This window comes from Mesorhizobium sp. M0633, from assembly GCF_040320645.1.
Classification (GTDB): domain Bacteria; phylum Pseudomonadota; class Alphaproteobacteria; order Rhizobiales; family Rhizobiaceae; genus Mesorhizobium.
This window is the reverse complement of sequence record NZ_JAMYQC010000045.1, coordinates 15,438-41,340: the sequence shown is the minus strand read 5'-3', so window position 1 is coordinate 41,340 and position 25,903 is coordinate 15,438. Positions and strand designations below refer to the sequence as shown.

Here is a 25,903-nt window from a genome sequence, read left to right as displayed (position 1 = left end):
CGTCCGTCACCCCTGATCGATTAAAGCCTCACCGACGCTGCCAACAAAGCTCACGCCTCAAACCCCGCGCCCCTCCCGCGAGCGGGTTCGTTCATTGGCGCAAAGCTGCCGTTCGCGTCGTGGATAGCTTTCGGGTCAGACTCTCCCGCTCCCTACCGGTCTTTGCAGCACCGAGACAGGCCCATCACGCCCGACACTGTAGAAAATATCGCATGCTCTCCGAGTGGGGGGAAAGGCGGTAGCGCTCTCCCGCTACCACCCTCAACCCACTATCGTGCGTAATAGTGGGATCTTGCCTGTCGCGGTCCTCGGCCACCGCGCGCTGCCCAGCATATCGCGCTTGGGGGAATGTGTTGCCGCCGATGAGAGCGGCAAGCTTGCCTTTGACCTCGATCTCAATACCCTGTCGCGCCCCTTTGGGATGGACTGTCACACTGTGAACGAGCGCGCGGAAGCTCTTCACCAGCGCGCCCCGATCGTCATCCGCCTCGGCGTGATGAGGTAAGACCGAAGCGAGCTCATCGACCGTTTTGACATACCTCTCTATCGCTGCTGGATGTACGGCAAGGGTTGATGGCGCCTCTTCAAGTTTGGCAAGTTCTGCCTCCGCCTCGATGCGTCGATCTTTCAGTTCGGCGATACGTTCTCGGGCGTCGTCATCACCAATGATTCCCTTGACTACCAGGTCAATGTTGCGTTGTCGCTCGGCTTCAATCCGTGCGATCTTTGTCTCAAGGGTGACCCGATCGTTGGACGCACGGGCTGCTAGCCGTTGACGCTCTTCATTATAATTCCGCACGTAGATCTCAATGAGACGCGGGTCCTTCAGCTCGTCACGCATTCCATCCAATACAGCATTCTCCACGCTCCGCAGGTAGACTATGCGACGATTGGGACAGCTGCCGCTCTCACGAACGGTCGAGCAGCGGATTCGTGTTTTGCCAGTCTTGTCGCGATCGTGCACCGACATGCCCGAACCGCAGCAGCCACATCGCAACAGGCCCGAGAGGAGATGCGGTGGCCGCCGCTTCACATTCGATTTCAGGCGAGATCTTTCTGCCTTCAGGTCCTGCGCGCATCGCCATATTTCTTCGTCAACGATACGCAGCCGTGGGACATCAATTGTCTGCCACTGGTCGCGGCTATTCGGACGGGACAGGCGCCTGCCGGTATCTGGGTCCTTAACCATCCGAACCTTGTTCCAGACGATGCGCCCAAAATAAAGCTCGTTCAAAATCATCCCCGCGCCGCGTTGTGCATTTCCGTTGATGGTAGAGGCGTTCCAACGAGTGCCGCGAGGCGGACAAACGCCTTCGCGATTGAGATCTTGTGCGATTTCTCGTGGTGGCCGGCCAGAGGCGTAAGCTGCAAAAATGCGGCGAACAACCGCAGCCTCCTCTTCAACGATCTCCAGTTCACCGGGGCGCCCAGGAACTGCCCGATAACCGTATGCGCGACCGCCGGCATGGCGCCCGTCCCGGACCACTCCGGCCATTCCTCGACGTACCTTTTTTGCGCCGTCCTCGCGCTGCATCTGGCCCACCAAACCTCGAATTCCGATCAAGATTGCGTCAGCTGTGCCGTCGTGAACAGCTTGGATCTCGATCCCTAGGAATGACAGTCGTTTGTGAAGTCCAGCGAGATCCTCCATATCGCGCGAAAGGCGATCCAGTGCCTCAACAATGACGACATCAAACTTTCGTTCGCGCGCCGCATCCATCAATCTCATGAGGCCGTCACGGCCAAGCATCGAAGCGCCAGAGCGAGCTTTGTCCTCGTAAGCCGCAATCACATCAAGTTGATGCCGTGCTGCATACGCGCGACAAAGGACTATCTGGTCATCGGTGGATTTCTCGTTCTGCAACTCGGTCGAGAACCGGGCGTAGATGGCTGCGCGTATCATTCATGAACCTCGCCATTGCGGCCAATTGCTTCGACGACATTTGGTTTAGGTGTCGAAGCACTTAGCTTGGGTGGCGAGATGATCGCGCCTAGCATCGGCAATCGCAAGAGCTTCCACGAACTGAACTAACGTGGGATCGAGCGCATGCTCCAACGCCTGACGCATGCAGGCACTTGGCCCCGCAGCATTCCGTTTGTTCTCCGACTGTTTCATCGGAGTGAAGGATGTGAGGCCGTGCGGTGCTAAGGAAGAGGGCCAGGCGCATGGTCGTACAGATCGGATGCGACGACGTGTGAAAAGGACAGCCGCCAGCAAGATCATCTGCTGAGTTTGTTGGACACTTGCCACCTGGATGCGGCCAACCCGCTGATTGTCGATCCGAAGCCATAGGTTCAAATCACGGACTGGCTTCGACCGTTGTCTAGCTCGCCCCGACGGGTCGCACTGCGGTCGTCAGCCGGCAATTGCTATGAACTAGGAAACCATCATGCCTGAAAATATCAGACTAACTTCGAGAGACGTCCCCCTCATTCAGCTAGGCCTCTATCAGTGCCGCTTCCCGGTGAGCGAAGACCCGTCAATACCCGGCGGTTATCGTTTTTGTGCCGGGCCAACTTCGCCGGATCGCGTCTACTGCGATCACCACCACAACATTATGACCGCCGTGGACCCTCGTCGAGCCCGTTCGGGTCTCCACCTCGATCAACGACGCGCCGCGTAAGTCTGACTGGCGGCGGCCTCCCGGCCAGGCGCTATGCGCTCCAAGGCCTTGGCTACGACCCTTCCGTCGGCTCGGTCTGGCCCATCCTCCCTTATGCCGTCTTCGCCGATGTATCCCCGGTCGCCCGATTGAGAACGACGACTTCTCGCCGAAGCGATCGCTTCGGAATGCCGTCGTAGCCCGACCGGAAGCTCAGTGTGCTTTTGTAGAGGTCGAGGGTCCAATCCAACGTCTGGACTCCATTGGAGTGCCTGCACTCGAGAGCGATTGGCTCTGCGGCAGCCGATAAGGACCAAATGCGCCATCTGCAGACCTTCGTTGAGGACTGCGGCGATGTGGGAAACAGGATACAATGCGGCCCTTGTGGGAGGCGTCCACGGCGTGGCGGCCGGATTGAGGTGCGCGCCCGAGACTGGCCCAATCGCGTAAGCCAGGGCGGTTACAGCGATGCCGAAGCTGAGGCCGATGCCCAGCGACCGAGCCGGCAGCAGCCCGCCAAAGCCGCCTGTCACCACTGACGCGCAGCCGAGGAAGACAAGACAGAAGGTGCCGAAAAGCTCGGCGGCGACGCTTTCATGATCAAATCCCCTTGGAATTGTGAGGCCTCACTCTTCACGACTTGGAGCCGACAATGCGCCGTTGCGGCCATGGACCGGATTTGTTGGCCCGCAGCGCTGCGGGTAGCCACTGCGCGCGCGGACAACCGTCCGCCACGACAGTAAGCGGAAGATGCGGCTGTGTGCAGCTAGATCTCTACCGCACACGGGCGGATAGAATACCAAGCGACGCGCTTGCCGGGTGGCGTCAGACGCTGTGGGGGATTTTTTCGATCGAGACCCGATGATCCTGAATTTCGCGCAGGCCCGCGATAGTCTCGGCCAGACCGCGCGATGCAGCCCGATCCTCTTTGGACGATAGGTACCCCAAAATTGAACCACCCCGCCTGTCACCGTCACGCCGGAATCGCCCACCGATGATCATGGCTCAACCCGGAGTGCCTCCAGGAGTTGATCCCGAATACTGCTGTTGTTGGCCGCGGTTCGGACGAGTGGGCTTTCTCTAGCAGTCGCCAGCGGCGATCCAGTCCGGGCACTTCCGTGCTTTCGCCGCCCGCAATGCGCTCAGAAATCCATATCCATGTTGTGATGATGATGCTCGTGACCGGGAAGCTCCGGCGGCGGCGGGCCAGGCACTTCGGCCACCATGACTTCCGTTGTAAGGAGAAGGCCCGCAACCGAGGCCGCGCCCTGGAGCGCCGTTCGCACCACCTTGGCCGGGTCGATGATGCCCTTTGACACCAGATCCCCGTACACGCCCGATTGGGCATCGTAGCCATAGGCGTTGTCGTCGTTTTCGAGGATCCCGGCGATGACGACCGAGTCTTCCAGGCCGGCATTGATCGCGATCTGCCGAGCCGGCCAGGTGATCGCCTTCCTGACGATCGCGATGCCGACCTGCTGGTCCTCGTTGCCGCCCTTGAGCTTCTTGAGCGCCCTGCCGGCGCGCAGCAAGGCGACCCCGCCGCCCGGGAGAATGCCCTCTGCGACCGCGGCTCTTGTCGCGTTCATCGCGTCATCGATGCGATCCTTCTTCTCCCTGACCTCGACTTCGGTGGCACCGCCGACCCGGATCACGGCGACGCCACCGGCGAGCCTGGCCAGCCGCTCCTGGAGCTCCTCGCGGTCGTAATCGGAGGTGGTTTCCGCAAGCTCGAGCTTGATCTCAGCGATGCGGGCCTCGATGCTTGCCCGCTTGCCGGCGCCGCCGACGATCGTGGTGTTTGCCTTGTCGATCATCACCTTCTTGGTGCGCCCGAGCATATCGAGGGAAGCATGCTCGAGCTTGATGCCCAAATCCTCCGAGATCACCGTTCCGCCGGTCATCAGCGCGAGATCCTGCAGCATCGCCTTGCGGCGGTTTCCGTAGGCCGGCGCCTTCACGGCTGCAACCTTGAGAGCGCCGCGCAACTTGTTGACCACCAGCGCCGCAATCACCTCACGCTCGACATCCTCGGCGATGATGAGCAGCGGCTTGCCGGCCTGCACCACCTTCTCCAGCAGCGGCAGTATTTCGTTCAGGCTGGACAGTTTCTTCTCGCTGATGAGGACATAGGCATCCTGCATCTCGACCCGCATCTTTGCGCGATTGGTGATGAAATGGGGCGAGATATAGCCGCGATCGAACTGCATGCCCTCGACGAATTCGAGTTCGGTTTCGAGCGAGGTCCCGTCCTCGACACTGATCAGGCCGTCATTGCCGACCCTCTTCATGGCGTCGGCTAGGCAGCGGCCAATCTCCCTATCGCCATTGGCCGAGATGGTGCCGACTTGCGCAATCTCGACGTTCGAGGTGACCTTCGTGGCGTTTTTCTTGAGTTCGGCGACGACGGCTTCGACCGCGAGATCGATGCCGCGCTTCAGGTCCATGGGATTCATGCCGGCGGCCACCGCCTTGGCGCCCTCCCGGACGATCGCATGTGCGAGCACGACGGCGGTGGTCGTGCCGTCGCCGGCCTGATAGGAGGTTCTTGTTGCGATCTCGCGCACCATCTGGGCGCCCATGTTCTCGAACTTGTTGTCGAGTTCGATTTCCCTGGCGACGGTCACGCCGTCCTTCGTGACCCGCGGCGCGCCGTGCTCCCTACCGACCGCGACGTTGCGCCCTAGCGGGCCAAGCGTGACGCTCACCGCATTCGCCAGGGTGTCAATGCCGCGCAGCATTCTGTCGCGAGCCTCGAACGAGAACATGATTTCCTTGGCAGCCATTTCCTTGAACCTTAAGACCCAATCTTCGGGGAACGTCCGGGCAACGGCGAAGCTTCATTCGCCGCTCAGGCGAGATTGTCGCGTGGCAGCCCGTCCGGCGATACGCTCAAGGTCCGCGAACACACGGTAGGGCCATTCCCCCTGCAGACGCGCGATCGCATCCGCAAAGAAACCGTCATAACTCGTAATGCCTGGCTCCAAGATACTGCCTTGCCGATCGGCCATATCGCCCGCATCTCCGGTCATCGGAGGTCCAAATCGCCGCGGCGCAATGACGTTCTTTACGCCGCCAGGTTTGCCGGTGTGCAACGCTGTGGGTTCCGCCATCGCCCGATTCCCATGCTTGCATACGAATTATGTCGAGGCGCGATCCACGCCGATCCCGCTCGCATCGTTCCTCACGACCCGCGTTCAGGAAGGTCGAAGTTGAGCTGCAACATTCGCGCTATGTTTATCAGAATCGTCTCGCAGACCTTATCTTGATTAGGATCCAGATATTTGACAGTCCAGTTTGCCCCGTTCTCCTTGGTTTCGAGCCGCTGAATCACAAAATCGGTGACGTCCCCGCATCCCGGCTCCTTATGAAGATCCGCGAGGATCAATGCCTTAAGCTCCGAAGCTTGCTTTGTATGTCTTTGCATTGCCGCTCTCCTTCCGGAAGACAACTTTCTATGGATCGATCAACTGCATAATCGTGATCTCCGTCATCCCAGGGATCGTGTCATCGCACCAGTTCACCCAACTTAGCGGCAATGCCGCTGCTTGGTGTGTCAGAGTCTAGCCCCTCCACGAATTGCCCCTGCGGGTTCATGATGTAGATGTAGGTGCCGTGATCCATTAGGTAGTCGTCACCGCCCGCTTCGCCCTGGCGCGCCACGCCGTAGGCGCCATATGCCTCCGAAACCGCAGCGATTTGTTGTGGGCTGCCGGTCAGCCCCACGATGCGCGGATCGAACGCCGCGGTAAAGCTTCCCATCACCTCAGGCGTGTCGCGTTCGGGATCGACGGTAATGAAGAGCGGTTGCAGTTTTGCGGCGTCGGGGCCGAGTTCCTCAATCGCCGCGGCGATTTCGGATAGAGTCGTCGGACAGATGTCGGGACAAGACGTATAGCCGAAGAAAACCAGCAGCCATTTGCCGCGATAAGTCTCATCGGTGACCGTCGTTCCGTCCGGCGCCGTGAGCGTGAATGGGCCACCGACCGTCACAGGCGCCGTGTCAGCTCGCACGAGCGGTTGGCAGATCGACAGGGCCGCTGCGAATATGATGCAGAAGAGGGTATGCGGACCGTAGGCCCAAGGGCGGAGGAGTCCATGCCGTCGCTTCATCAAGGACCTCCGGCACTTCGAGAATGACGCGCCAAACCCTCCGCGTGTGTTTGTGATTAACAAACTCGCCTAAACCAACCCACTTTATCATATTTTGTTGCTGGATGGCTAGACATGGCACTGGTTTGGCTCTATTTTTAAGAGTTGCCCCTCATCTCTCTTGAAGGAGGTGGCTTTTATGACGATTCGCGAATTGATGAGCGGACTAGCGACGATCGCTTTCGTTGCGACAATGTCCGCGCCTGTGCAAGCCTACGAAGTGGGTCCGGTCACGGGGGGTGGAACGATCGAGGGTACGATCGTCTACCGCGGCGACGTGCCGACAACAAAGATCATCCCCACCAAGAATATCGAGGTGTGCGGCGACCCCCGCGAGGAGCCGCTGATCGAAGTCGGCAGCGATCAGGCCGTGCTGAACGCGGCGGTGCAGCTGGTCGACGTGGCACAGGGAAAGGCCTGGCCGCAGCCCGGAAAGCTGCCTGAGCTTAACAACCTCAAATGTCGCTTTGAGCCCGCGGTGCAGATGATACCGGCCGGTTCGTTGGAGGTGGTCAACAGCGACCCAGTTCTCCACAACACCCACGGCTATTATGGCAAGCGCACCGCCTTCAACGTGGCGCTGCCCAATAAGGGCCAGCGCATACCGGTCGAACTGAAGCGTGCCGGCACTGTCCGCATCGATTGCGACGCGCATGGCTGGATGGAGGGCTGGGTCTATGTGGTGGACAATCCCTACTACGCGGTCACCGGCGCCGATGGCAAATTCAGCATAACCGATGTTCCGCCGGGGGACTACAAGCTCGTGGCGATCCATCCCTTCACCGGGCCCATCGAGCAGCCCGTCACGGTAGAGGAGAATAAGGCCACCAGTCTGACGATTGAACTGAAAAAATAACAAAATGGGCGACCCACTGATTCAACAGGGTCGCGTTCCTGCGAGAAGACCGACGCTTTAAGAAACGGTCTGCACTGAGGAGGAACCCTGATGTCTGACGAGCTTGACCGCATTCGGCGCGAAATGCATGCGGTGCTGCAGCAGCCGGGCGTACGCCCCGACGACTCGCTCCAAATCACCCGCCGCACCTTCATTCACAGATCGCTGCTGTTCGGCGCTGCTTCCGTCGGCCAGACCTTCGCGTGGTGGCCGCTGCTCAACACCATCGACGTCGCTCACGCCGCCGAAACGCCCTTCAAGTTTGCCTGGATTTCGGACACCCATCTCTACGAGAGATCCCTCAACACGCGCTTCGTCGACAAGGTGGTGCGCGCCGTGCAAGAGGTCCAGGCCATGGATCCGCCGGCCGACTTCCTGATCTTCGGCGGCGACCTGGCCCAACTCGGAAAGATCGAGGAACTTGAGCTTGGCGTTGAGCTCCTCAAGGATCTGACGATCAAGAAATACTACATCCCGGGCGAGCATGACTGGTATCTGGATATGGGCAAGAAGTGGGGCGAGTTGTTCGGCCAACCCAACTGGACCTTCGATCACAAAGGCGTGCGCTTCATTGGGCTCGATACGGTCAGCCGGGGACCAGACTACTGGACAGCGAAGAAGATGACGCCAGAGGAGCGCATGGGCCATATGGCTACCCTCGACGGCACGGTTGCCGGCGCGTGGGCCGGCGTCGGCCGCGACCAGCTCGACTGGATGCAGAAGACACTCGCCGACTGGGATAAGTCCAAACCGATCGTCATCTTCAGCCATAATCCGCTGTACGAGTACTACCCGCCCTGGAACTTCTGGGTGCGCGACTGGCGCGAAGTGAATGACGTGCTGAAGCCTTATACCAAGGTCACCAACATCCACGGTCACGTGCACCAGGTGCTCTACAACGAGATCGGCAGCATGCGCTCGATCGGCATGCTGGCGACCTCCTGGCCGTGGCCGTATGCGCCGGAAGGCTTGCCCAAGCTTACCAAGCCGATGATCCGTGTCGATCCGGGCGATCCCTTCGACGGGGTCGGTTGGGAAACCGTGAACGTCAACGCCGACGATAAGGTCGATGTCGAGTACATCATGTGGGGCCGCAAGGAGGTGTTCGTCCAGTCGCCGGAGGACCACGACAAGAGCATTGCGGAGGTCATACGGTCACGCATCGCCGACAAACAGTACCCATGGGCAAATCCATAAGGGTGGTGGCTATGATAAACACATCGACATTCCTCTGCATTCTGAGGCGTTCCATCGTCGCCGGAGCAGTCGTCGCAGCTGCCGTCGTCGGGCCGGCCAGTGCCAACAAGGATCCGGTAACGCCAAAGCAGCTGAAACTCTATCAAGAAGCGTTCATGGAGGAGGTCAGGAAAGGAGACCTCCTGTTCCATGGTGATGCGGCGATGAAGGAGCAGTTGGGCGTCAAGCTGTCGACCACCGGGTGGGCCTGCGCCATGTGCCATCCGATGGCCTCCGATACCCACCCGCAGGCGTTCCCGAAGTTCCAGGCGTCGATGGCCAAGTTCGCGACACTGCGCGACATGATCAACTGGTGCATCGAGAAACCGAGCCAGGGCGAGAAGATCGATCCCGAATCGGAGGCGATGAAGGCGCTCGAGGCGTACATCACCTGGTCGAACAGCGGCTCGGTGTTGGTGCCAGGCAAATACTAGTCTCGTCGATAGCCGGGGGCACCGGCTTCAGGGAGCGCGAAGCGAGTCCGCCATCGGAGTGACACCTCGATGGGGAACGGTGGGCTTAAAGCAGTCGTGCGGCCCTTGAACCGCGCGGGGAGGGCCATGCGTTGGCAGAGACTGCGATGGAGCTGCGCGGCAAGTTCGCGAATGTGGACTTGGATGCGCTGGTCGACAAACGGGTCGTGCGGACCTGGCTTTATTTCGGCATGTTCTGGCTGATGGTGACGCCATCCGTCGGCGTCATGATCTCGGGCACCTTCAACTACCCCGATTATCTCGGATCGGGGAACCTCGAGCTCACCTTCGGCCGGCTGCGCCCGGTCCACGTCAACGGTGTCATCTTCGGCGCCTTCTCGACGCTTTTCATCGGCCTTTGCTACTATCTCGTGCCGCGTCTGTCGGGGGTGCGGGTGATATGGTCGGAGTGGTCGGTTCTTCTCGCATGGGTCTGGAACGTCGCAACGCTTGCCGGTTTGGTCGGCTTGCTGCTCGGCGACAGTGACGGTTTGGAAGCCGGAGAGCTTCCGCTCTACGCGAAGGTCGCATTCTTCATCGTGGTGGCTGTTGCTACCGCGCAGTTCCTGATCACGATCAGTCGAAGGCTCGAGCCGGCGATCTATGTCGCGCTATGGTACCTGATCGCCACTTTCGTGTGGACGACGATGAACTTCGTGCTTGGAAGCTTCATCCTGCCATACACGATCTCGGGCATCAACAGCGCCGCCTTCCATGGCCTCTATCTCCACTACATCGTCGGGCTGTGGATAACGCCCGCGGGCTACGTGATCATCTACTATTTCCTGCCGGTCAGCGCGCGAAATCCGCTCTATGCCCATAAGCTCTCGCTGGTAGGCTTCTGGTCCCTGGCACTGTTCTACCCGTTCGTCGGCATTCACCATTACCTCTACAGCCCGATCGCGGACTGGGCCGAGACCTTGGCCGTCGTCACGTCGATGCTGCTGATCATTCCGGTGTGGACGGTGCTGGTGAACTTCTTCGGCACCATGATGGGCAGGTGGCATGAGTTCGGCAGGAACTTGCCGGCGAAGTTCCTGATCATGGGCTCGCTCATGTATCTCGTCGGCTGCTTCCAGGGCTCGACCGAGGCGCTGCGGCAGCTGCAGCAGCCGACCCATTTCACCGATTTCGTCATCTCGCATTCGCATCTCACCGTGTTCGGCACCTTCGTCGTCTGGGCGATGGGGGGCCTCCTCTATACTTGGCCGCGGCTGTTCGGGCGCGAACTCTGGTCCTTCAAGCTCGGCAACTGGTCGTTCTGGCTGATCACCGTCGGCATCACGACCATGGGCCTGGTCCTCACAGCGGGCGGGCTGCAGCAGGGTTATCAATGGATGAATGGGGTCGAATGGCTCGACTCGCTCGTCTGGGTGAAGCCCTACTGGCTGGCGCGGACCCTGGCAGGCATCAGCATGGATATCGGTATGTCGCTGCTGGTGGTGAATCTGATGCTGACCGCACTGACCAGCCCGGCGGCTGAGGCGCGACGCGCCCGCGGGCCGGTGGAGGCGCCTATCCCGGCCCCGGCGGGAGGGCCTGCGCAGTGAACGTTCGCTTCTTCGCGCTGTTCGCCGGCGTCTTCTGCATCACCCTTGCGGTGATCACGCAGGGCGTGCTGCCCTTCGTGGAGCCGTCCTCGCGAACTACGCGCGTGACCTCGGTGGTGCGCACGGATTTCGGCCAGCTGAAATGGACGGTTTCAGAGGCGACGGACTACACCGAGCAGCAGCGTCGCGGCCGCAACATTTACCTGCGCGAAGGCTGCTGGTACTGCCATTCGCAATTCGTGCGGCCGGTGACCGGCGAGATCCGCCGCTGGGGACCGGTCAGCGAGGCGGGCGAATACGCCTATGACGTGCCGCACCTGTTAGGCACACGCCGGATCGGACCGGACCTGACGCGCGTCGGCCTGAAATACAGCGACGAATGGCACCTGGCGCACTTCTACAATCCGCGGATGCTGGTGCCGGACTCGATAATGGCGCCGTATCGCGGCCTCTTCCACGAGCCCGATGCAGCCGTCCGTATCGTTGACGACGGCGCTGGCAATCGGACCCTGGAAAGGACAGAGGTCACCAAAGGCCTGTTCGACTTCGACAGCAAGCAAGCGATCCAGCTGACGCCCAATGCATACGGGTTGCTGTTCGTGCCGCTGAAGGCGCGCGAAAGAAGGCCGATCATCCTGACGCCGAACGACGAATACACAGGCGAAACCGTCAGCATCGCGGCGGAGACGGAATCGCTGGCGGCGCTTGTTTCCTACGTCCAGAAGCTCGGCACGAACCGGGGTAAATGGCGCGATCTGTTCGAGCCGCAAAGCCTGGAGGTCATGGATGCGACGATGCCGCGCTCCGAGGAATGGATTGCTTATGGCAAGGAAGTCTATGAGCGCCGCTGCATCGGTTGCCACGGTGCCAAAGGCGACGGCAACGGGCCGGCCGCCACCTTTATGTTTAACCAGCGGCCCAGGAACTTCACGTCCGCAGTGTTCAAGTTCAGATTGACAAAGGAGCCCCTGCCCACGGACGGCGATATGCTGCGCACCATTACTCGCGGCATCCGCGGCACGGCAATGCCCCCTTGGTACGAACTGCCGCTCAACGATCGGCTGGCGGTGATTCAGTACATTAAGTATGAGCTAGCGGTTGACCGTTCCAATCCCGCCAGTCCTTACGCTTTCTTCGTCGAGGAACCGCCTGGCCCACCGTTGTATATCGGGCGCCCGCCGACCCCATCCCAGACGATGCTGGACCGTGGCAAGGAGGTTTGGCAGGTGGCGAAGTGCTGGGAGTGCCATGGCCAAGGTGGCAAGGGCGACGGCGAGAAGGCGGCCGGCCTCAAGGATGATATCGGGTTCGCCATCGTGCCGGCCGACCTCACCAGCGGCCAGTTCAAGTCTGGCCCGGCCGTCGAAGACATCTTCCGGACGATAACTACCGGCCTCAGCGGCACGCCGATGCCGTCCTATCGGGATGCCTTTCCGGACGAGGACCGGTGGGCGCTTTCCTATTTCGTGGTGGCGCTTTCCGCCTATAAAGACCCGCTCTCGCTGCAGCCGCTCTCGATCAAGAAGGAGGCCCGCGCGGCGCTGAACGATCTGGAACTGGTCGCTGACAAGCCGGAGCGAGCCTATGTGCCCGATCCGTCGGTGCCGGCGTCCGGCCCGCCAGCTCCGCCTGGCGAGGAACAGGCGCCCGCCGGAGGTTAGCGCATGCTCGGTTTTGAAGTCACCGGACCCTATGCGGGCGCCATGCTGATGAGCCTGGCGGCCCTGTTCTTGTTCATCTGGGGCGTCCTGTCCGGCGCGTTGAGCGGCACCGACAAAGCCGCCAACGGGTTTTTTGAAAGGGAAATGGAGAATGAGCGATCTGCAGAGCAGCGATCCGGAGAGCCCGACGCATCCGGAACTGGATGTGCGTCAAAGCTCGCACCCTGAACTGGAGGACTATGCCGGCGGCCTGATACAGGCGCGTGTGGGATTCATTCCGCTATGGCTTCTCGTCGTCTACGTGCTGCTGTTCGCCTGGGGGCTGTACTACATGTATGCTTATTGGGGCGGGCTCGGGCCCGGCCGTCTGTTCTAAGTAGACGGTCGCAAGGGCTGGTAAGACAGGAGTGATGGAGACGATGATAGCCAAAATTCTCCTTGGGGTCGCCGCATTGAACCTCCTTTTCCTGTGCTTCGAGCTGGCGATAAACGTGCTTCGTCTTTATTTCGGCTGACATAGGAGCAGCGAATGCTACAGGACACCGTCTTCAAGCTTGCTGACGCCGGCTTGCCGCAGATGCTTGGCTTCCTCATCTATGGCGGCTGCACCGTCGGCTTTATCCTCTTTCTTTTGTATCTTGTGCGGCAATAGCGCCGCGTCCGCGCCACTGCGCAAACGCCAATGATCTACTACCTCGTGATCTTCACCGCTGGATTTGCAGGCAGCTTTCATTGCATCGGCATGTGCGGCGGCTTTGCCTGCGCGCTGGGGCGCGATCAGCGAGGGGGAGGCGCAACCGTCCTTCGCCACCTGCTCTATAATACCGGCCGATTGACAACCTATTGCTTTCTGGGCGGGCTCGCGGGCGCGATCGGTCAGGTCATCTGCACCACGCAAGGTCTAACGGCGGCGCCGCTCTTGAACGGCTCCCTCGACATCGCCCAACGAATTCTCGCGATCGTCGCTGGCCTGCTCATGATTGCCATGGCGTTGCAGTTCTTCGGCTTGCTGCAGGTTTTTCATCGCCTTGCGATCGGATTTGGCGGCAGCACATTTGCATTGTCCCTGCGCGGTCTGTTGACGGCCCGGAGCAGCGCCGCACCGCTCGCCTTTGGCGTTTTCAACGGCTTCCTGCCATGTCCCCTGGTCTATGCCTTCGCCGCCCAGGCGGCGAGCACCGCCGGAGCGCTTCCCGGGTTTCTCGTCATGGCATCGTTCGGATTGGGAACCTTCCCCGCGATGTTGATGATGGGCGGCGTTGGCCGGATACTCGGGCCAGCCTGGCGGCAGCGCGGCGTGCGGCTGGCTGGTGGCTTTATTCTTTTGCTCGGTCTCATCACGCTCGGCCGTGGTCTCCTGCCTTCCGACGCGCATATCGGCCTTGCCTGGCCGGGCGGGCATCCCGCATGACTGCGCATGGCGATATCCTCTGTAGCCATTGTTCGCTGCCCGTCGGTCTGCGCCCGATGGAGCGCAGGCTCAACGGTGAGGCTTGCGCGTTCTGCTGCTACGGCTGTTGTATCGCCTTTCAGGTGAAGAGCGGCAGACACGAAGAGTGGGAAGCCGCCTGGCTTCTGATCCAGCTCGGCGTGGGAGGCTTTCTCTCCATGAATATCATGATGTTCAGCCTCCTCCTCTATTCGGACGCGTTCACCGGCGTCGATGCGGGCGTGCTGCCGTGGATTCACTTTTTGCTCTGGATCTTCGCCACGCCGGCGGTGTTGATTCTCGGCGGACCCTATCTGCGCGACATGTGGCTCAATGGCATTCAGGGACGAGTGACGTCGTCGGCACTCATCGTGCTTGGCGTCGCTGCCGCTTACCTCTATTCGGCATTTGCCGTGTTCGAGGGCAGCACGCATGTCTATTTCGACACCGCCGTGATGGTGCTGATGCTATTCACAGTTGGCCGCTATCTCGAGGCTGTTGGCCGCGCCAGGGCGGCGCGCGACCTCGAACCTCTTCTGGCCGCAGAAAGCGAGAGCGCGACCGCGGTCGATGGCGCGGCAGAGATCCGCCGTCCGGTGCGGGAGGTGACGGCCGGCATGCTGGTGCGGGTCCGGCCAGGCGAGCGCATTCCGGTCGACGGCGTGGTTGTCGAGGGGGAATCGAACACCGATGAAGCCGTGATTACCGGAGAAAGCCGGCAAGTGACAAAGCGCGCCGGCTCCAAGGTGATTGCCGGCAGTATCAATATCGACGGCCCGCTCCTGATCCAAAGCAGCGGTGACGGAACCGCAACCCGCTGGGCACGGATTTGCCGGTCGGTGCGCGAAGCGCTGGGCCGTCGCAGTCCAACCCAGCGCCTTGCCGATCGCGTCGTTGGCGTGTCCGTGCCGCTCGTCCTCGCCCTCGGCGGGCTGACGACCGTTTACTGGGCCCAGTCATTGCCGTTCGATCGGGCGTTGCTGATTGGCCTCTCGGTGCTGGTGGTTGCCTGTCCTTGTGCCGTCGGCCTCGCTGCTCCGATGGCGATATCGCTCGGCATCGGCCGGCTGGCGCGGCACGGCTGCCTCGTCCGCGACCCCGGCGTGCTCGAGACCCTCGCGCGCGTACGGTTGCTCGCCTTCGACAAGACCGGCACTCTGACGGCCGGCAAAGCGCGTCTCGTCGGCGTCGACCGCGAGGAGGTCGGCATCGACGAAGTACTGGCGCGCGCCGCCGGTCTGGAGCGCCATTCCGAGCATGGTCTGGCGCGGGCCATCGCGGCAGCCGCCGCTCAGCGGGGCATCACGCCGCTCGTCACCCGCGAGGTCCGGATGGTTCCCGGCCGTGGCATCCGCGGCAGCGCCGAAGGCCGGCCCGTGGCGGCAGGGAACGGCAGATTGATGGATGATCTGGGCTGGCCGCTTCCCCCCTCGCTGGCCGAGCGTGCGCGGTCGCTGGAGGCGAGCGGTCATTCGGTGGTCTATGTCGGTTGGGGCGAGCGGGTTCACGCCGTGCTGTCGCTCGATGATTCGCCGCTTCCCGAGGCGCAGGCCGCGATCGCGGCCCTGCGTGAGCGCGGGCTCGACGCCACGCTGTTGACCGGCGACTTGGCGCAAGCGGCGGAGCGGATCGCGGCCCTGGTCGGGATCGAGGACGTCCAAGCGGGCCTTTCGCCGGAGGCCAAACGGCTGGCCCTGGATCGGCTCCGCCATGACCACGATTCGGTGGCGATGGTCGGCGATGGACTGAATGACGGGCCGGTTCTGGCCGTCGCAGATGTCGGTATTGCCGTCGGCTCCGCCACCGATCTCGCCCGCGAGACTGCGGCGCTCGTGCTGCCTGCGGACGGATTGTGGATGCTGCCCTGGATCGTCGACGTGGCCCGCGCGGTCCGCAGGACCATCTTGACCAACCTTATGTGGGCGTTCGGCTACAACCTCGTCGCCCTGACGTTCGCAGCATTCGGACTTCTGCAGCCAATCCTTGCGGCGGCGGTCATGGCCGGTTCGAGCATCCTCGTGGTGGTGAATTCGCTTCGGCTGGAGCGGCTGCCCGATCCTGTTGCAACGCTGATCCCGGAGCAACGATCCGGCGCCGAGGCGGAGCGCGCCCAGAATGGTGCCGACATTTCCGCAATGGCCGGCCCGGCCGTCGAGCGGAGTTGAGTTTCGTTTCAGCCAAACACGTCGTGCGTGAAGGCGTCGTACCAGCCTTCCGCGGCGCGCGCAGCCTGCCGGCGGATATCGGCGCTCTCGCCCACCTTGCTGACGAAGCTGATGACGCTCTTGAGCTTCCCGTCGACGGGCTTGAAGCTGATGGCGTTGCTGAACGCATCGTCGGGGGCGAGATAGGTGTAGCAGGTGTTGAACAAATGCGCCGGGAAACGCGCTGATCCGGTGAGATCGGCCACGATGGCAAAGGCGCAGGCTTTGGCCTGGCTGTTGGCGCAGAAGGCGGATTTCGGCATATCCCCGCCGATGATCGCGTCGCCGACCAGATGGACGCCGGGCTGCAGCGCCGATTCGAAGGTGACCGGATCGACCGGACACCAGCCCGACTGATTGGCGAGCCCTGCCTGCTGCGCCAAGCGCCCGGCCATTTGCGCCGGGATGACATTGGCCACCGCGGCCTTGAATGTTGCTCCCTCGGTGATCACCGACCGGGTCTTCGCGTCGATCTCCGTGACCCCGCCAGTGAACTGGGCCGGTAGCCATTCGATCATTCCCGGATAGTGGCGGTTCCAAGCGTCCTGGAAAAGGTCCTGCGCGTTGAAGCTGTCTTTCGAATCGAGGATCAGAATTTTGGCCTTGGGTTTGCTGCGTTGGAAATAGGAGGCGATGAGCGAAGCGCGCTCATAGGGGGCGGGCGGACAGCGAAACGGATTCGGCGGGACGACGATGACGAATAGGCCGCCGTCCTCCATGCTTTCCAGTTGCTGGCGCAACAGCCTGGTTTGCGGACCTGCATTCCAGCCGTGCGGCATGATCTCCATCGCAGCTTCGTCATAGCCCCTAAGCGCCCGATCCCTGAATGCGATGCCTGGCGCAACAACGAGACGGTCGTAGCTGAGCTTCGAACCGTTGTTCAGCGCAACGGTTTTCGCCGCCGGGTCAATCGCTTCAGCGGACTCATGAATGACGGTGATGCCATATTGCCTTGCCAGCGCTTCATAACCATGGCTGAGCGATTTGAACGGGCGGAGCCCGGCGAGATAGAGATTGCTGAAGAAGCAGGTCGTGTAGCTCTGCCGCGGTTCGACCAGGGTCACTTCGATAGCCGTCGCGCTGACGGCGAGATATCTGGCGACCGTTGCGCCGCCGATGCCGCCGCCGATCACGACGACACGCGCCTTGGCCTGGCCCCGCGCCTTCGGCTGGTTGAGAGCCGTTAGCAATGCTGCTCCAGTCAGGCGGCCGAACTCGCGACGCGTCAAGAATTTCATGGCGCGCTACTTTCCCTGCGCTGCGACGTAGCGCGCGACGCTCGCGATCTCCTCGTCGCTGAGCGACAGCGCGATAGCGTGCATGATGTGATTTGGACTCTCGCTCGCCCGGTAGGCAAGCAGGGCGTTGGTGAGCCTCTCCTCACCAAGCCCGATGATGCTGGGAATGCCTGTGCCGCCGCCATCGAGACGATGGCAGGACGCACAGGTCGCGGCGAGTTGAGCGCCTTGATCGGCCCCCGCCGCCGCGCCGGATTGACTGACGAGAAGCACGAGGCCCCTGACAATCGCAGATCTCGCGACGGGGCGCATGCTGAATACCCGTCTGTTTCGGAGTTTTCCGGTCACGCTCTCACTCAACTTGTCACGCCATAATTCGCGGAGTCGATTGCGTCGCCACCTCAACCGACCGTGAGCTGGTGCGACAACGTATAGACGGCACCGCCGTCTTCCTCCCAGACGAAATCGAGCCGGCCGCTCTCTGTCGCGCGCAGGGAAAATTCGAAGAACGGGTTAGCCGAAATCGCCTCGTGTAGATCGACGCTGAACACCACAGCATCGTTACAGCGGCAGACAAACTTGTTAATGATCTTGCGCGGGATCACATTGCCTTGATCATCGTGGCGCAGCCCTGTTTCCATCTCATGGCTGATGATGGTCTTGACCTGAAAGACGGCGCCCTTCACCGCAGCGCTTGGTACGATCACGCGTGGTGTGGGGGTTATCACTGTCCGGCTCCCTCTCGGATGTCAGGCGCAGCCATTGGTGGCGACGTCAACCCAAGCCGTGGTCATCAGCAGATTGCCGTCATTCATTTCGGCGACAGCGATGACATGCTGCGGTTTGGCAAGGCGGATGCGGGTCGACACGCGCGGCAGGCTGCGTTGCGGGACGAAATGGAAACTGGCCACTTCGATGATCGGGTTCTGCGGCGCGAACACGCGGATTTGCCTCACGTGGTCGGCCTCAGTCATGGGGCTGTCGATGTCGAGGCTCATAGGCACGGTGTAACCGGTTGGGAAGACCGCCGGCATTATCAGGTGAAGGCGGTCCGACTCCGTGGCCGTCCGCCCGGTGAGCTGTTTGACGAGTTCCAGCGCTTCATCGTTCGCACGCGCGCTCAGCGGCGAGAAGAGCGCGACTCCGGCAAACCCTGCACTTCCGGCGATCAACTCGCGGCGCGTCAAGCTCATCATCCCGGTCTCCGCCTTTTTTGCGTCACTCCGAAGACACACATCAACAGCGGCAGGAGGCGGCGCAATCGGACACATCAGTGCGGCAGCTTTGAAGTTTAGCACCGCCAACCGCTGCGAGCAAATCTCTTAGAAGTGCTTCTCTTAGCCGCCCTCGAAACGGTCAAGGCATTGCAGGAAAGGACGCTCCTGCGTTTGTCGGATTTCTAAGCACGCTCTTGGCCGGCTATCAGACGCTCGAACTAACTGGAGCGCTCTGAACAGCGCCAGCGCAATGTCGGATTTACAAGCATGTGCGACATTCATGATAAGGCTGAAGAAGGACCGGTTAGGGTCATAAATTCCGGTTCCGGACTAATGGGTCGCACCGAACGATGTCGCTGCGTCGCCGAGCGATTTGGACCCACGCGTTGGCTCGTCTCAGTCTCGGCTAGTCCGACTAGAGATCAGCCGCACAACATTTCGGAGGACAACGTGCACCAGAAGCCGACATTGCACGTTGAAGGTCAGGTCAGCGTCTTGCTAGTGACCTTCAATCCAAGAAATGCCGAACTCTCGGTTGCTTATTATCCCCTGTGGCAAGAATGGGGATGCCCCTGAAGCCAGGTCATCGCCATTGCCACCAAACCGGGCGGGATTGGCGTCATTCATGGGCCTTGCGGCCATTAAGCTATTAGGCCCGCGCTAAGGGCTGAGTTTCGCGGAACAAGCCGACGCATGGGTCCGTTTCCTGTGTGCCAAGAGCATCACGACTGCAGCTTGGTCGAGCCATAAAGCCTCGGTGTGCCACTGCACACGTGAGGCTTCGTTATGCGCGACGCTACTCATGCGCGGAGCCACTCATGGAAGAGTTCCTACTGTTTGCAGCCGTCGGGTTTCTGGCCCAGGCGGTCGATGGTGCTCTAGGGATGGCCTATGGCGTGATCTCTTCGACGGTGCTCCTCACCTTCGGGGTGCCACCGGCACAAGCATCAGCTTCAGTTCATGCTGCGGAATTGTTCACCACCGCCGCTTCCGGATCGGCTCATCTTTATCATCGCAACATCGATTGGAAACTGTTTTGGCGACTGATCCCTTTTGGTGTCGGCGGCGGTATGCTCGGCGCTTTCGTACTCACTTCGTTTGACGGAGATCAGGTCAAGCCATTCGTTACAGCATATCTCGCGGTTATCGGGAGCTGGTTACTATATCGGTCGTTTCATCGTATCCCCACCAACCCCGTGAAGCTGAAAATCGTGGCGCCGTTGAGCGCAACCGCCGGATTCCTGGACGCCGCAGGCGGTGGGGGCTGGGGTCCTGTTGCCACCACCGGTCTACTCGGCGCGGGTGGACAACCGCGATTCGTTATCGGCACGGTCAATGCGAGCGAGTTCCTGATTGCACTTTCAGTGTCGCTGAGCTTCCTCGCCACGATTGTAACCGGCCATTGGGAGCAAGCCGGCGAATTCCGCGACCTAACATCTGTTGCCGGACTGATCGTTGGAGGCGTTTTAGCGGCGCCGCTGGCGGGAAGGATGGTCAAGACATTGCGGGAGAGGACGCTCCTGCGGCTTGTGGGATTTCTGATCACGCTTTTGGCCGGCTACCAGACACTCGAACTAACTGGATCGCTCTGACCGTGAGACAGTCGAACGGAGGCAAGGAAATGAGCACTTCGACCAGGATCGGCATCGGAGCGGGCTGGCTGGGCGGCGCGATCGCCGGATCCATGCTCGATGCCGGTGTCGTCAAGCCACAAGATCTTGCCTTCTCCTATCGGCAGACGAGGCCCGACTACGGCGGAAGCTCGCGCTGGATCGAGGTGACATGGATGACCACGCCCGAGCCTTGCTCCATCATCATTGGCAACAGGGCAGATCAAGCAGGGTTCATCGGCTTCGCGCGAGGATGATTTGGATCGACGGGAAGACCAAAGACGTTCGTGCATATTGCATCCGCTAGCCACAGGTCTAACGCTTGCTATTCTCAGTAGTCCGAGGCGTACCATGTTTCGCAACTCGGGCCCGCATTGTCCGCGTCTCGGCCGGGCCATGGACCTCGGCCTTCGTTGCCGCCCATATCGGCGAGATCTGGACGGTCGATGACGGCACAAGGGTGGAGCTCGTCACCACCACCGACCGGGTCGACATCGGTCGCCGTGCCGCCGACATCGGCATCCGCAGCGAGCGCCCGACCGAGCAGTGGCTGGCCGGCCGTCAGAGCGGCAAGGTCGCCCACGCCATTTATTCCGGACGCCACCTGATCAACGGCATCGCCGCCGGGTTGTTCGTCGGCGTCACCGGCGAAGGTCAAACATTGTCTCGGCGCGCTGGCTGCAAACCCATCACGGCGACCGCATCGCCGTGCGCGGCAACAACACCCATTCGGTGCGCGAACTGGTGGCTGCCGGCGCCGGGCTTTCGATCTTTCCGTGCTTCGTCGGTGACAGCGATCCACGGCTGGTTCGCGTCGCTCTGCCTATCCCCGAACTCGAAACCGACCAATGGATCGTCACCCATCATGAGGAACGTCACTCCCCGCCGGTACGAAAAGTCGCCGACCGGATTGCCGGCTTGATGCGGGCGCACCAGCCGCTGTTTCGCGGCGAGACGCCGATTCGGTAAGCCCCAGCGTCGATCGGCCGCCAGCTGAGCCGCACGCTGGCACTCATGCCCTGGCCGACAGCCAAGTCAGATTGCACTGCCACATGCGGCGCGCAACGCCCTATTGGTAGCGGCCGTGGCGCTGCAGCACTTCGATCTGGTAACCGTCGGGGTCGCTCACGAAAAAGAACCGCGCAAGCAGCTCGCCTTCGTGGTTGAACTCGACAATTTTTCGCGGATTGAAACCTGCCGCCGCCAAGCGCTTGTGTTCTGTCTCGATATCGTCGACGCAAAGAGCCATGTGGCCATAGCCGTCACCAAGCGCGTAGGGCTCTTCCCTGCCCTTGTTGATCGTCAGTTCAAGCTCGAAATCGGCTTCCGCATTGTGCAGATAAACCAGTGTGAACGTGACGAAATCCAATCGGTCCGCAACATCGAATCCGAATGCCCTTCTGTAGAAACTGACCGACAGGCTCTCGTCCACCACCCGGATCATGGAATGAATTGCTTTCGCCAAAGGAGCCTCCAGTCTGCCGCGTGGTCTCGGTAACGCGCCTACCGTGGCCCATTGGTTGCAAAAAGGGGTGGCAGCCGGTTACCACGTCGAGAAATTGGCTTAAAGCTGGTCTACGCACTAAGGTCCGATTGTAGTCACTGCAAATTGAGCAGAAAATGCGCGTCGGGTTGGTATCATCCCGGCGGATGAGCGCAGAAACCGCGCTTTCGCACAAAGCCATCAAACGGGAGGTCTTCGCATGTGTAAGGTCTTTGCCGGGCAGGATCCGGAAGGGTATCGGCTGGTCAATCGCTCCATTCGAATAGGTGGCCATTCAACGAGCATCCAGCTTGAGGCCACTTTTTGGACGCTGTTGGACGAGATCGCCCATGGACAGGGGATGACGGCGCCGAAATTCCTCTCGACGCTTTACGATGAAGCACTGGAGATCAACGGGCATATCCCGAACTTTGCCTCCATGCTGCGCACCACGTGCGCGCTCTATCTGCGCGACAGGCAACCACTCGACAGCGAACCCTCGGAATTCACGAACAAGGCAGCCTGACCCGCGGGCATTTATTCAAAACGTCGGGGTACCGGAAATCCCGTGTAGCAGCCGCCTGCTACCAGCGACCCGAATTTTGGCGCTATGTGATATGAATGGCGAACTTCACCGAGGCGGTGTAGAGTTCACCACAAAAGAAGAAATGAGCCGTATCGACGGCAATGCTGAGCGAATCTGGGAGGATTCATGGTCGAGATTATCTCCAAGCGGGATGGCCCGCGGCGCGAGGACGTACAAGTCAAAAGACTGATCGAGCAGAACCGTTCGACCATCGTTCGCCTTGCCGACCAGATCAGCGGCGGCGGCTATTCGGCTTCCAGGAAACCACGCCAGCAACCGAAGGCGGAAGGCCTGATCATCCATGTTGGTGGCGGCGCGGTGCCTGTGCCCGAAGCCAGGCCGTCCATCCAGGTCACCATGAACGGCCGCGTGGTCTCGAAAGATCAGAACACAGGCCGCCAACTTCATCATATCGGTGATATCCGCAATCGGAGTGGGGAACAGATCTTCGTCCTGGCAACGAAGCAGAATGGCTTTTTCTCGCCGGTCGACGAAACCGTCGCCGAGGCGCTTGCCGACCTGGACGGGTCCCGCCTTGCCGCCACCTACACCGAAGAACAGCTTGCCGCCGACATCGGCGCGAAACTCGGCATCGACTGACCGTGCAGACGCCTGTGCTTGTGCACGTCCAATCCGCGTCAGCATACGAACGCGACAGCATACAGAAATGGCATACCTCAAAAGGTTCTATGATGGCTGAATGAAACGCGAGATAGGCCCCAATCAGATGAAGATCGATGCTGTTCCGGCGCGTGCGTCGCTGGCCGCCGGGCAAATGGTTCTGAGCAACATCGACTATGACGAGCGCGCTACCATGCGCGCCTGGGAAACTTTTCTGGCCGACGAGCCCAAATGTGCCCGCGGTCCAATCCACCCCAACCACGTCCGCTCTCTCATTCACGATTCCTGGTATCGCAGCGCCACCGGCGGCATCAACGCTCAAGGTATTGAAGCGCCGCTGAGCAGTGATCGCGACGAGATCGAATATCTGACCCGCGCCAATGCCGAACTGCTTTCGGCGGCGCGGCGGTCGTTCGCCTCCCTTGGCCAGCTGCTGGATGGGACGGGCGCGATGCTGGTTCTGGCCGACAGCGACGGCGTGCTGATCGACGCCATCGGCGACAAGAAGACGCTGCATGACGGCATGGATATCCACCTCGCCATCGGCGGCAAATGGAACGAGGATGCCGTCGGAACCAACGGCATCGGCACGGCGCTGTGGACCGGAGAGCCGACTTTCGTCCATGCGGCCGAGCATTTCTGCGCCGGCATCAAATCCTGGACTTGCGCTGGCGCGCCGATCCGCGATCCGCTCGACGGCAAGATCATCGGCGTCGTCGACCTGTCAGGCTATTCGCCGATCTTCCGGCCGCACAACACCGCGCTCGTTGCCGCCACAGCCCGGCAAATCGAAAAGGCCTTGGCCGAACAGCAGCAGGAACAGCGCACGCGCCTGCTCGAAGCCTTCATTTCCTCGGCTCCCAGCTACCGCCGAAAAGACGGGCTGGTGATCGTCGACCATCGCGGCCGCGCCATCTTCTGCAACAATGTGCCCGACGGCGAGACCACAGAAATGATGGACGGTCCGATGGAACCTGGTCGTGGCCGTTGGCTGATGAACCTTCCGTCGTCCGGGTCGGACGCCGACCTCACCAAGGCGCTGCCGGCACATCTGCGATCCTGCCACATCACGCCACTCAAGCTCGACGGCGATCTCCGCGGCGCGGCACTGGTGTTCCCGTCCGTGCCGACAGTCTCCAGCGTGACGGTGGTCCGTAGGGAAGCGAGCAAGCACCTTCAGGATGCTGTCGCCATGATCGTTGGCAAGAGTGAGGCGCTGCTGGCCGCCGTTGAAATCGCCTGTCGTGTCGCTCAATCGAACAGCGCGGCTTCGTTATTGGTCGAAGGTGAGACGGGAGTTGGAAAGGAGCTGTTTGCCCGGCTCGTCCATGCAGGCAGCCGGCGCGCGGCGAACGATCCGTTCATCGCGATGAATTGCGGGGCGATCACCAAGGATCTTTTTGGCAGCGAATTGTTCGGCCATGTCGCCGGCGCCTTTACCGGCGCCTCGCGGGACGGCAAGCCAGGTGTTTTCGAGCTCGCCAACGGCGGCGTCCTCAGTCTCGACGAGATCGGCGAATTGCCACTCGAGATCCAGCCGTTTCTGCTGCGCGTCCTGGAAGAGCGCGTGGTCAACCGCATTGGCGACAGCCGGGGTCGCCCAGTGGATGTGCGCATGGTCGCCTCGACCAATCGCGATCTCAAGCAGGAAGTTGCCGCCGGCCGCTTCCGGCGCGATCTCTATTATCGAATTGGTGCGGTCTCGATCACGGTCCCGCCGCTGCGCGAGCGCGGTGAGGATGTGCTGCTGCTGATCGAACATTTCAACCGGCAGATCGCCGCCACAGCAGGCGAGGACCCGCTTGAATTCTCGCACGAAGCGCTCGAGGCCCTGCTCGCCTACCATTGGCCGGGCAATGTGCGGGAACTGAAGAACCTCATTGGGCGGCTGCACATCTTGGCGCGCGGCGGCACCGTTGAGCTTCAGGATCTTCCCGGGGAAATCAGTACGGGCAATCGCAACAATATGACCATGCACGGCGATCATCCCGCAGCCATGCTCGAAGCACCGGTGTGCACATTCGAGGATGCAGAATGCCAGGTCATCAAGAACGCGCTCGCCGCAGAGGGTGGCAATCTCAGCAAGGTCGCGCTGAGGCTCGGTATTTCGCGGCCGACGCTCTATCGCAAGCTCGGACAATACGGCATCCGGCGCGGTTTCATCTAGACCCAGGTCCGTTCACCGGCACAAAACCCGCGGCATTCGCGCCGCGGGGCTGGGGGAAGTTCGTCGACTAGCTTGCCTTCAGGCAGCGGACGCGGAAATGATCAGGCCTTTACGACAGCACCGGTCACTTTCTCTGAGACATAGCCGAGGATGTTGCCGATGATCAGCGAGATCACCGCAGCGGCCGCGACCTTGGTGATGCCGCTGGCGCCTTCGCCGTAAGCGGCGGCGGCAAGCAGAAAAAGCGCGGCGGTTGTTGCGTAGCCATAGACCGCTGACGGAATGGCGCTCAGCAAAGGCAGCTTGGCGGCGAGAATCAGGACTATGATTGAAATGCCGACGCAAATGCCGGCCATGATCGCCGTAACACCAATGGACGTCAGTGCTATCAATGCGCCGGCGGCGCAGATCGCTCCCCAGAGGTTTGCAACCGCCGAATTCTTGAACCCGGCTGCCTTGCCGCCACAGTGATAGAAACTCCCCCAGCCCACAAATACCGCCCAGATCAGCAGATAGGGGTTGCCGATCGTGATCACTGCCCACGTTGCAATGCCACCCATAATGCCGATGACGACGGCCAGCCCTGTAACAAGATCCATGTTGTCCTCCCGTTTTCCACACCACGAAGCAAGGAAACTCGTTTCAGGATCGCGCTTCGCTGACGTCCCGATACGGAAATGCCATGGCATCAGCCACGGAGCTCAGAAGGAAGGCTTGCCGGGTCAGGCAAGCAGTCAGATCGAACCGGACGCGGTAGCCGTTCCGCGCCACGTTCGGT

General features: G+C 61.1%; 26 protein-coding genes and 2 pseudogenes. 15 read left to right on the top strand and 13 right to left on the bottom strand.

What is annotated here, in order from left to right; all coding sequences use genetic code 11:
• Positions 1-184: 184 nt before the first annotated feature.
• The 6 genes and pseudogenes from NKI47_RS31105 to NKI47_RS31075 all read right to left on the bottom strand — a co-directional run bounded on the left by NKI47_RS31105 (position 185) and on the right by NKI47_RS31075 (position 6,716).
• Positions 185-1,903, bottom strand: a complete 1,719-nt coding sequence (locus tag NKI47_RS31105) for a recombinase family protein (protein ID WP_352594927.1) — start codon at positions 1,901-1,903, stop codon at positions 185-187.
• A 702-nt stretch (positions 1,904-2,605) separates the two neighbouring features.
• Positions 2,606-3,220, bottom strand: a complete 615-nt coding sequence (locus tag NKI47_RS31095) for an aquaporin (protein WP_352594937.1) — start codon at positions 3,218-3,220, stop codon at positions 2,606-2,608.
• A gap of 525 nt (positions 3,221-3,745) precedes the next feature.
• Positions 3,746-5,389: a chaperonin GroEL gene (gene groL, locus NKI47_RS31090; protein ID WP_352594921.1), complete on the bottom strand. Its 1,644-nt coding sequence runs from the start codon at positions 5,387-5,389 to the stop codon at positions 3,746-3,748.
• Between the two features lie 93 nt (positions 5,390-5,482).
• Positions 5,483-5,614, bottom strand: a pseudogene (locus tag NKI47_RS31085) (5-aminolevulinate synthase); the annotation flags it as partial.
• Positions 5,615-5,787: 173 nt separating this feature from the next.
• Complete coding sequence (locus NKI47_RS31080) at positions 5,788-6,030, bottom strand: hypothetical protein (protein WP_352594919.1); 243 nt, start codon at positions 6,028-6,030, stop codon at positions 5,788-5,790.
• A gap of 80 nt (positions 6,031-6,110) precedes the next feature.
• The gene (locus NKI47_RS31075; protein ID WP_352594916.1) at positions 6,111-6,716 is read right to left on the bottom strand and encodes an SCO family protein; all 606 of its coding nucleotides are present in this window, start codon (positions 6,714-6,716) and stop codon (positions 6,111-6,113) included.
• 196 nt (positions 6,717-6,912) lie between these two features.
• On the opposite strand from NKI47_RS31075, the gene NKI47_RS31070 reads away from it, so the two are divergent.
• The 9 genes from NKI47_RS31070 to NKI47_RS31030 all read left to right on the top strand — a co-directional run bounded on the left by NKI47_RS31070 (position 6,913) and on the right by NKI47_RS31030 (position 16,164).
• The gene (locus NKI47_RS31070; RefSeq protein ID WP_502898105.1) at positions 6,913-7,611 is read left to right on the top strand and encodes a carboxypeptidase regulatory-like domain-containing protein; all 699 of its coding nucleotides are present in this window, start codon (positions 6,913-6,915) and stop codon (positions 7,609-7,611) included.
• A 90-nt stretch (positions 7,612-7,701) separates the two neighbouring features.
• Complete coding sequence (locus NKI47_RS31065; RefSeq protein WP_352594913.1) at positions 7,702-8,847, top strand: metallophosphoesterase family protein; 1,146 nt, start codon at positions 7,702-7,704, stop codon at positions 8,845-8,847.
• An 11-nt stretch (positions 8,848-8,858) separates the two neighbouring features.
• Positions 8,859-9,320, top strand: coding sequence for a c-type cytochrome (locus NKI47_RS31060; RefSeq protein WP_023718668.1), 462 nt, complete (start codon positions 8,859-8,861; stop codon positions 9,318-9,320).
• Between the two features lie 146 nt (positions 9,321-9,466).
• Positions 9,467-10,909, top strand: coding sequence for a cbb3-type cytochrome c oxidase subunit I (locus NKI47_RS31055; RefSeq protein WP_023718669.1), 1,443 nt, complete (start codon positions 9,467-9,469; stop codon positions 10,907-10,909).
• Complete coding sequence (locus NKI47_RS31050) at positions 10,906-12,570, top strand: cbb3-type cytochrome c oxidase subunit II (RefSeq protein ID WP_352594910.1); 1,665 nt, start codon at positions 10,906-10,908, stop codon at positions 12,568-12,570. Before NKI47_RS31055 ends, NKI47_RS31050 begins: the two co-directional genes overlap by 4 nt.
• 151 nt (positions 12,571-12,721) lie before the next feature.
• On the top strand, positions 12,722-12,946 hold the full coding sequence (locus tag NKI47_RS31045; protein WP_352528399.1) for a hypothetical protein: 225 nt from the start codon (positions 12,722-12,724) through the stop codon (positions 12,944-12,946).
• 153 nt (positions 12,947-13,099) lie between these two features.
• Complete coding sequence (locus NKI47_RS31040) at positions 13,100-13,222, top strand: hypothetical protein (RefSeq protein WP_352450399.1); 123 nt, start codon at positions 13,100-13,102, stop codon at positions 13,220-13,222.
• Between the two features lie 30 nt (positions 13,223-13,252).
• Positions 13,253-13,981, top strand: a complete 729-nt coding sequence (locus NKI47_RS31035; RefSeq protein WP_352594907.1) for a sulfite exporter TauE/SafE family protein — start codon at positions 13,253-13,255, stop codon at positions 13,979-13,981.
• A gap of 56 nt (positions 13,982-14,037) precedes the next feature.
• Positions 14,038-16,164 carry a heavy metal translocating P-type ATPase gene (locus tag NKI47_RS31030; protein WP_352594932.1) on the top strand — a complete coding sequence of 709 codons (2,127 nt, stop codon included), beginning with the start codon at positions 14,038-14,040 and terminating at the stop codon, positions 16,162-16,164.
• 8 nt (positions 16,165-16,172) lie between these two features.
• Here NKI47_RS31030 and NKI47_RS31025 read toward each other — a convergent pair whose 3' ends face one another.
• The 4 genes from NKI47_RS31025 to NKI47_RS31010 are packed head-to-tail and all read right to left on the bottom strand — an operon-like array spanning position 16,173 to position 18,637.
• The gene (locus NKI47_RS31025; RefSeq protein WP_352594904.1) at positions 16,173-17,441 is read right to left on the bottom strand and encodes an FCSD flavin-binding domain-containing protein; all 1,269 of its coding nucleotides are present in this window, start codon (positions 17,439-17,441) and stop codon (positions 16,173-16,175) included.
• 6 nt (positions 17,442-17,447) lie between these two features.
• Positions 17,448-17,789, bottom strand: a complete 342-nt coding sequence (locus NKI47_RS31020; protein WP_352594901.1) for a c-type cytochrome — start codon at positions 17,787-17,789, stop codon at positions 17,448-17,450.
• Between the two features lie 53 nt (positions 17,790-17,842).
• The gene (gene soxZ, locus NKI47_RS31015) at positions 17,843-18,169 is read right to left on the bottom strand and encodes a thiosulfate oxidation carrier complex protein SoxZ (RefSeq protein WP_352594899.1); all 327 of its coding nucleotides are present in this window, start codon (positions 18,167-18,169) and stop codon (positions 17,843-17,845) included.
• Between the two features lie 21 nt (positions 18,170-18,190).
• Positions 18,191-18,637: a thiosulfate oxidation carrier protein SoxY gene (locus tag NKI47_RS31010; RefSeq protein ID WP_352594896.1), complete on the bottom strand. Its 447-nt coding sequence runs from the start codon at positions 18,635-18,637 to the stop codon at positions 18,191-18,193.
• Positions 18,638-19,476: 839 nt separating this feature from the next.
• On the opposite strand from NKI47_RS31010, the gene NKI47_RS31005 reads away from it, so the two are divergent.
• Both NKI47_RS31005 and NKI47_RS31000 read left to right on the top strand, forming a co-directional pair.
• Positions 19,477-20,250, top strand: a complete 774-nt coding sequence (locus tag NKI47_RS31005; RefSeq protein ID WP_352594894.1) for a sulfite exporter TauE/SafE family protein — start codon at positions 19,477-19,479, stop codon at positions 20,248-20,250.
• Positions 20,251-20,279: 29 nt separating this feature from the next.
• Positions 20,280-20,405, top strand: a pseudogene (locus NKI47_RS31000) (pyrroline-5-carboxylate reductase); the annotation flags it as partial.
• A gap of 194 nt (positions 20,406-20,599) precedes the next feature.
• Here the strand turns inward: NKI47_RS31000 and NKI47_RS30995 are convergent.
• A complete protein-coding gene (locus NKI47_RS30995) occupies positions 20,600-20,926 on the bottom strand; it encodes a hypothetical protein (protein WP_352594939.1) in 327 nt (108 codons plus the stop codon).
• On the opposite strand from NKI47_RS30995, the gene NKI47_RS30990 reads away from it, so the two are divergent.
• Positions 20,815-21,237, top strand: coding sequence for a LysR substrate-binding domain-containing protein (locus NKI47_RS30990; RefSeq protein ID WP_352594892.1), 423 nt, complete (start codon positions 20,815-20,817; stop codon positions 21,235-21,237). The two genes, NKI47_RS30995 and NKI47_RS30990, sit on opposite strands and share 112 nt — an antisense overlap.
• A gap of 100 nt (positions 21,238-21,337) precedes the next feature.
• Here the strand turns inward: NKI47_RS30990 and NKI47_RS30985 are convergent, their stop codons facing one another.
• Positions 21,338-21,733, bottom strand: coding sequence for a VOC family protein (locus tag NKI47_RS30985; RefSeq protein ID WP_023675598.1), 396 nt, complete (start codon positions 21,731-21,733; stop codon positions 21,338-21,340).
• Positions 21,734-21,971: 238 nt separating this feature from the next.
• On the opposite strand from NKI47_RS30985, the gene NKI47_RS30980 reads away from it, so the two are divergent.
• From NKI47_RS30980 to NKI47_RS30970, 3 genes are all read left to right on the top strand, one after another.
• Positions 21,972-22,277, top strand: a complete 306-nt coding sequence (locus tag NKI47_RS30980; RefSeq protein WP_023675597.1) for a ribbon-helix-helix domain-containing protein — start codon at positions 21,972-21,974, stop codon at positions 22,275-22,277.
• Positions 22,278-22,463: 186 nt separating this feature from the next.
• Complete coding sequence (locus NKI47_RS30975) at positions 22,464-22,937, top strand: hypothetical protein (protein ID WP_023675596.1); 474 nt, start codon at positions 22,464-22,466, stop codon at positions 22,935-22,937.
• A gap of 100 nt (positions 22,938-23,037) precedes the next feature.
• On the top strand, positions 23,038-25,125 hold the full coding sequence (locus NKI47_RS30970) for a sigma-54-dependent Fis family transcriptional regulator (RefSeq protein WP_352594889.1): 2,088 nt from the start codon (positions 23,038-23,040) through the stop codon (positions 25,123-25,125).
• A 101-nt stretch (positions 25,126-25,226) separates the two neighbouring features.
• On the opposite strand, the gene NKI47_RS30965 is transcribed toward NKI47_RS30970, so the two are convergent.
• On the bottom strand, positions 25,227-25,814 hold the full coding sequence (locus NKI47_RS30965) for a DUF1097 domain-containing protein (RefSeq protein WP_084640982.1): 588 nt from the start codon (positions 25,812-25,814) through the stop codon (positions 25,227-25,229).
• Positions 25,815-25,903: the final 89 nt, after the last annotated feature.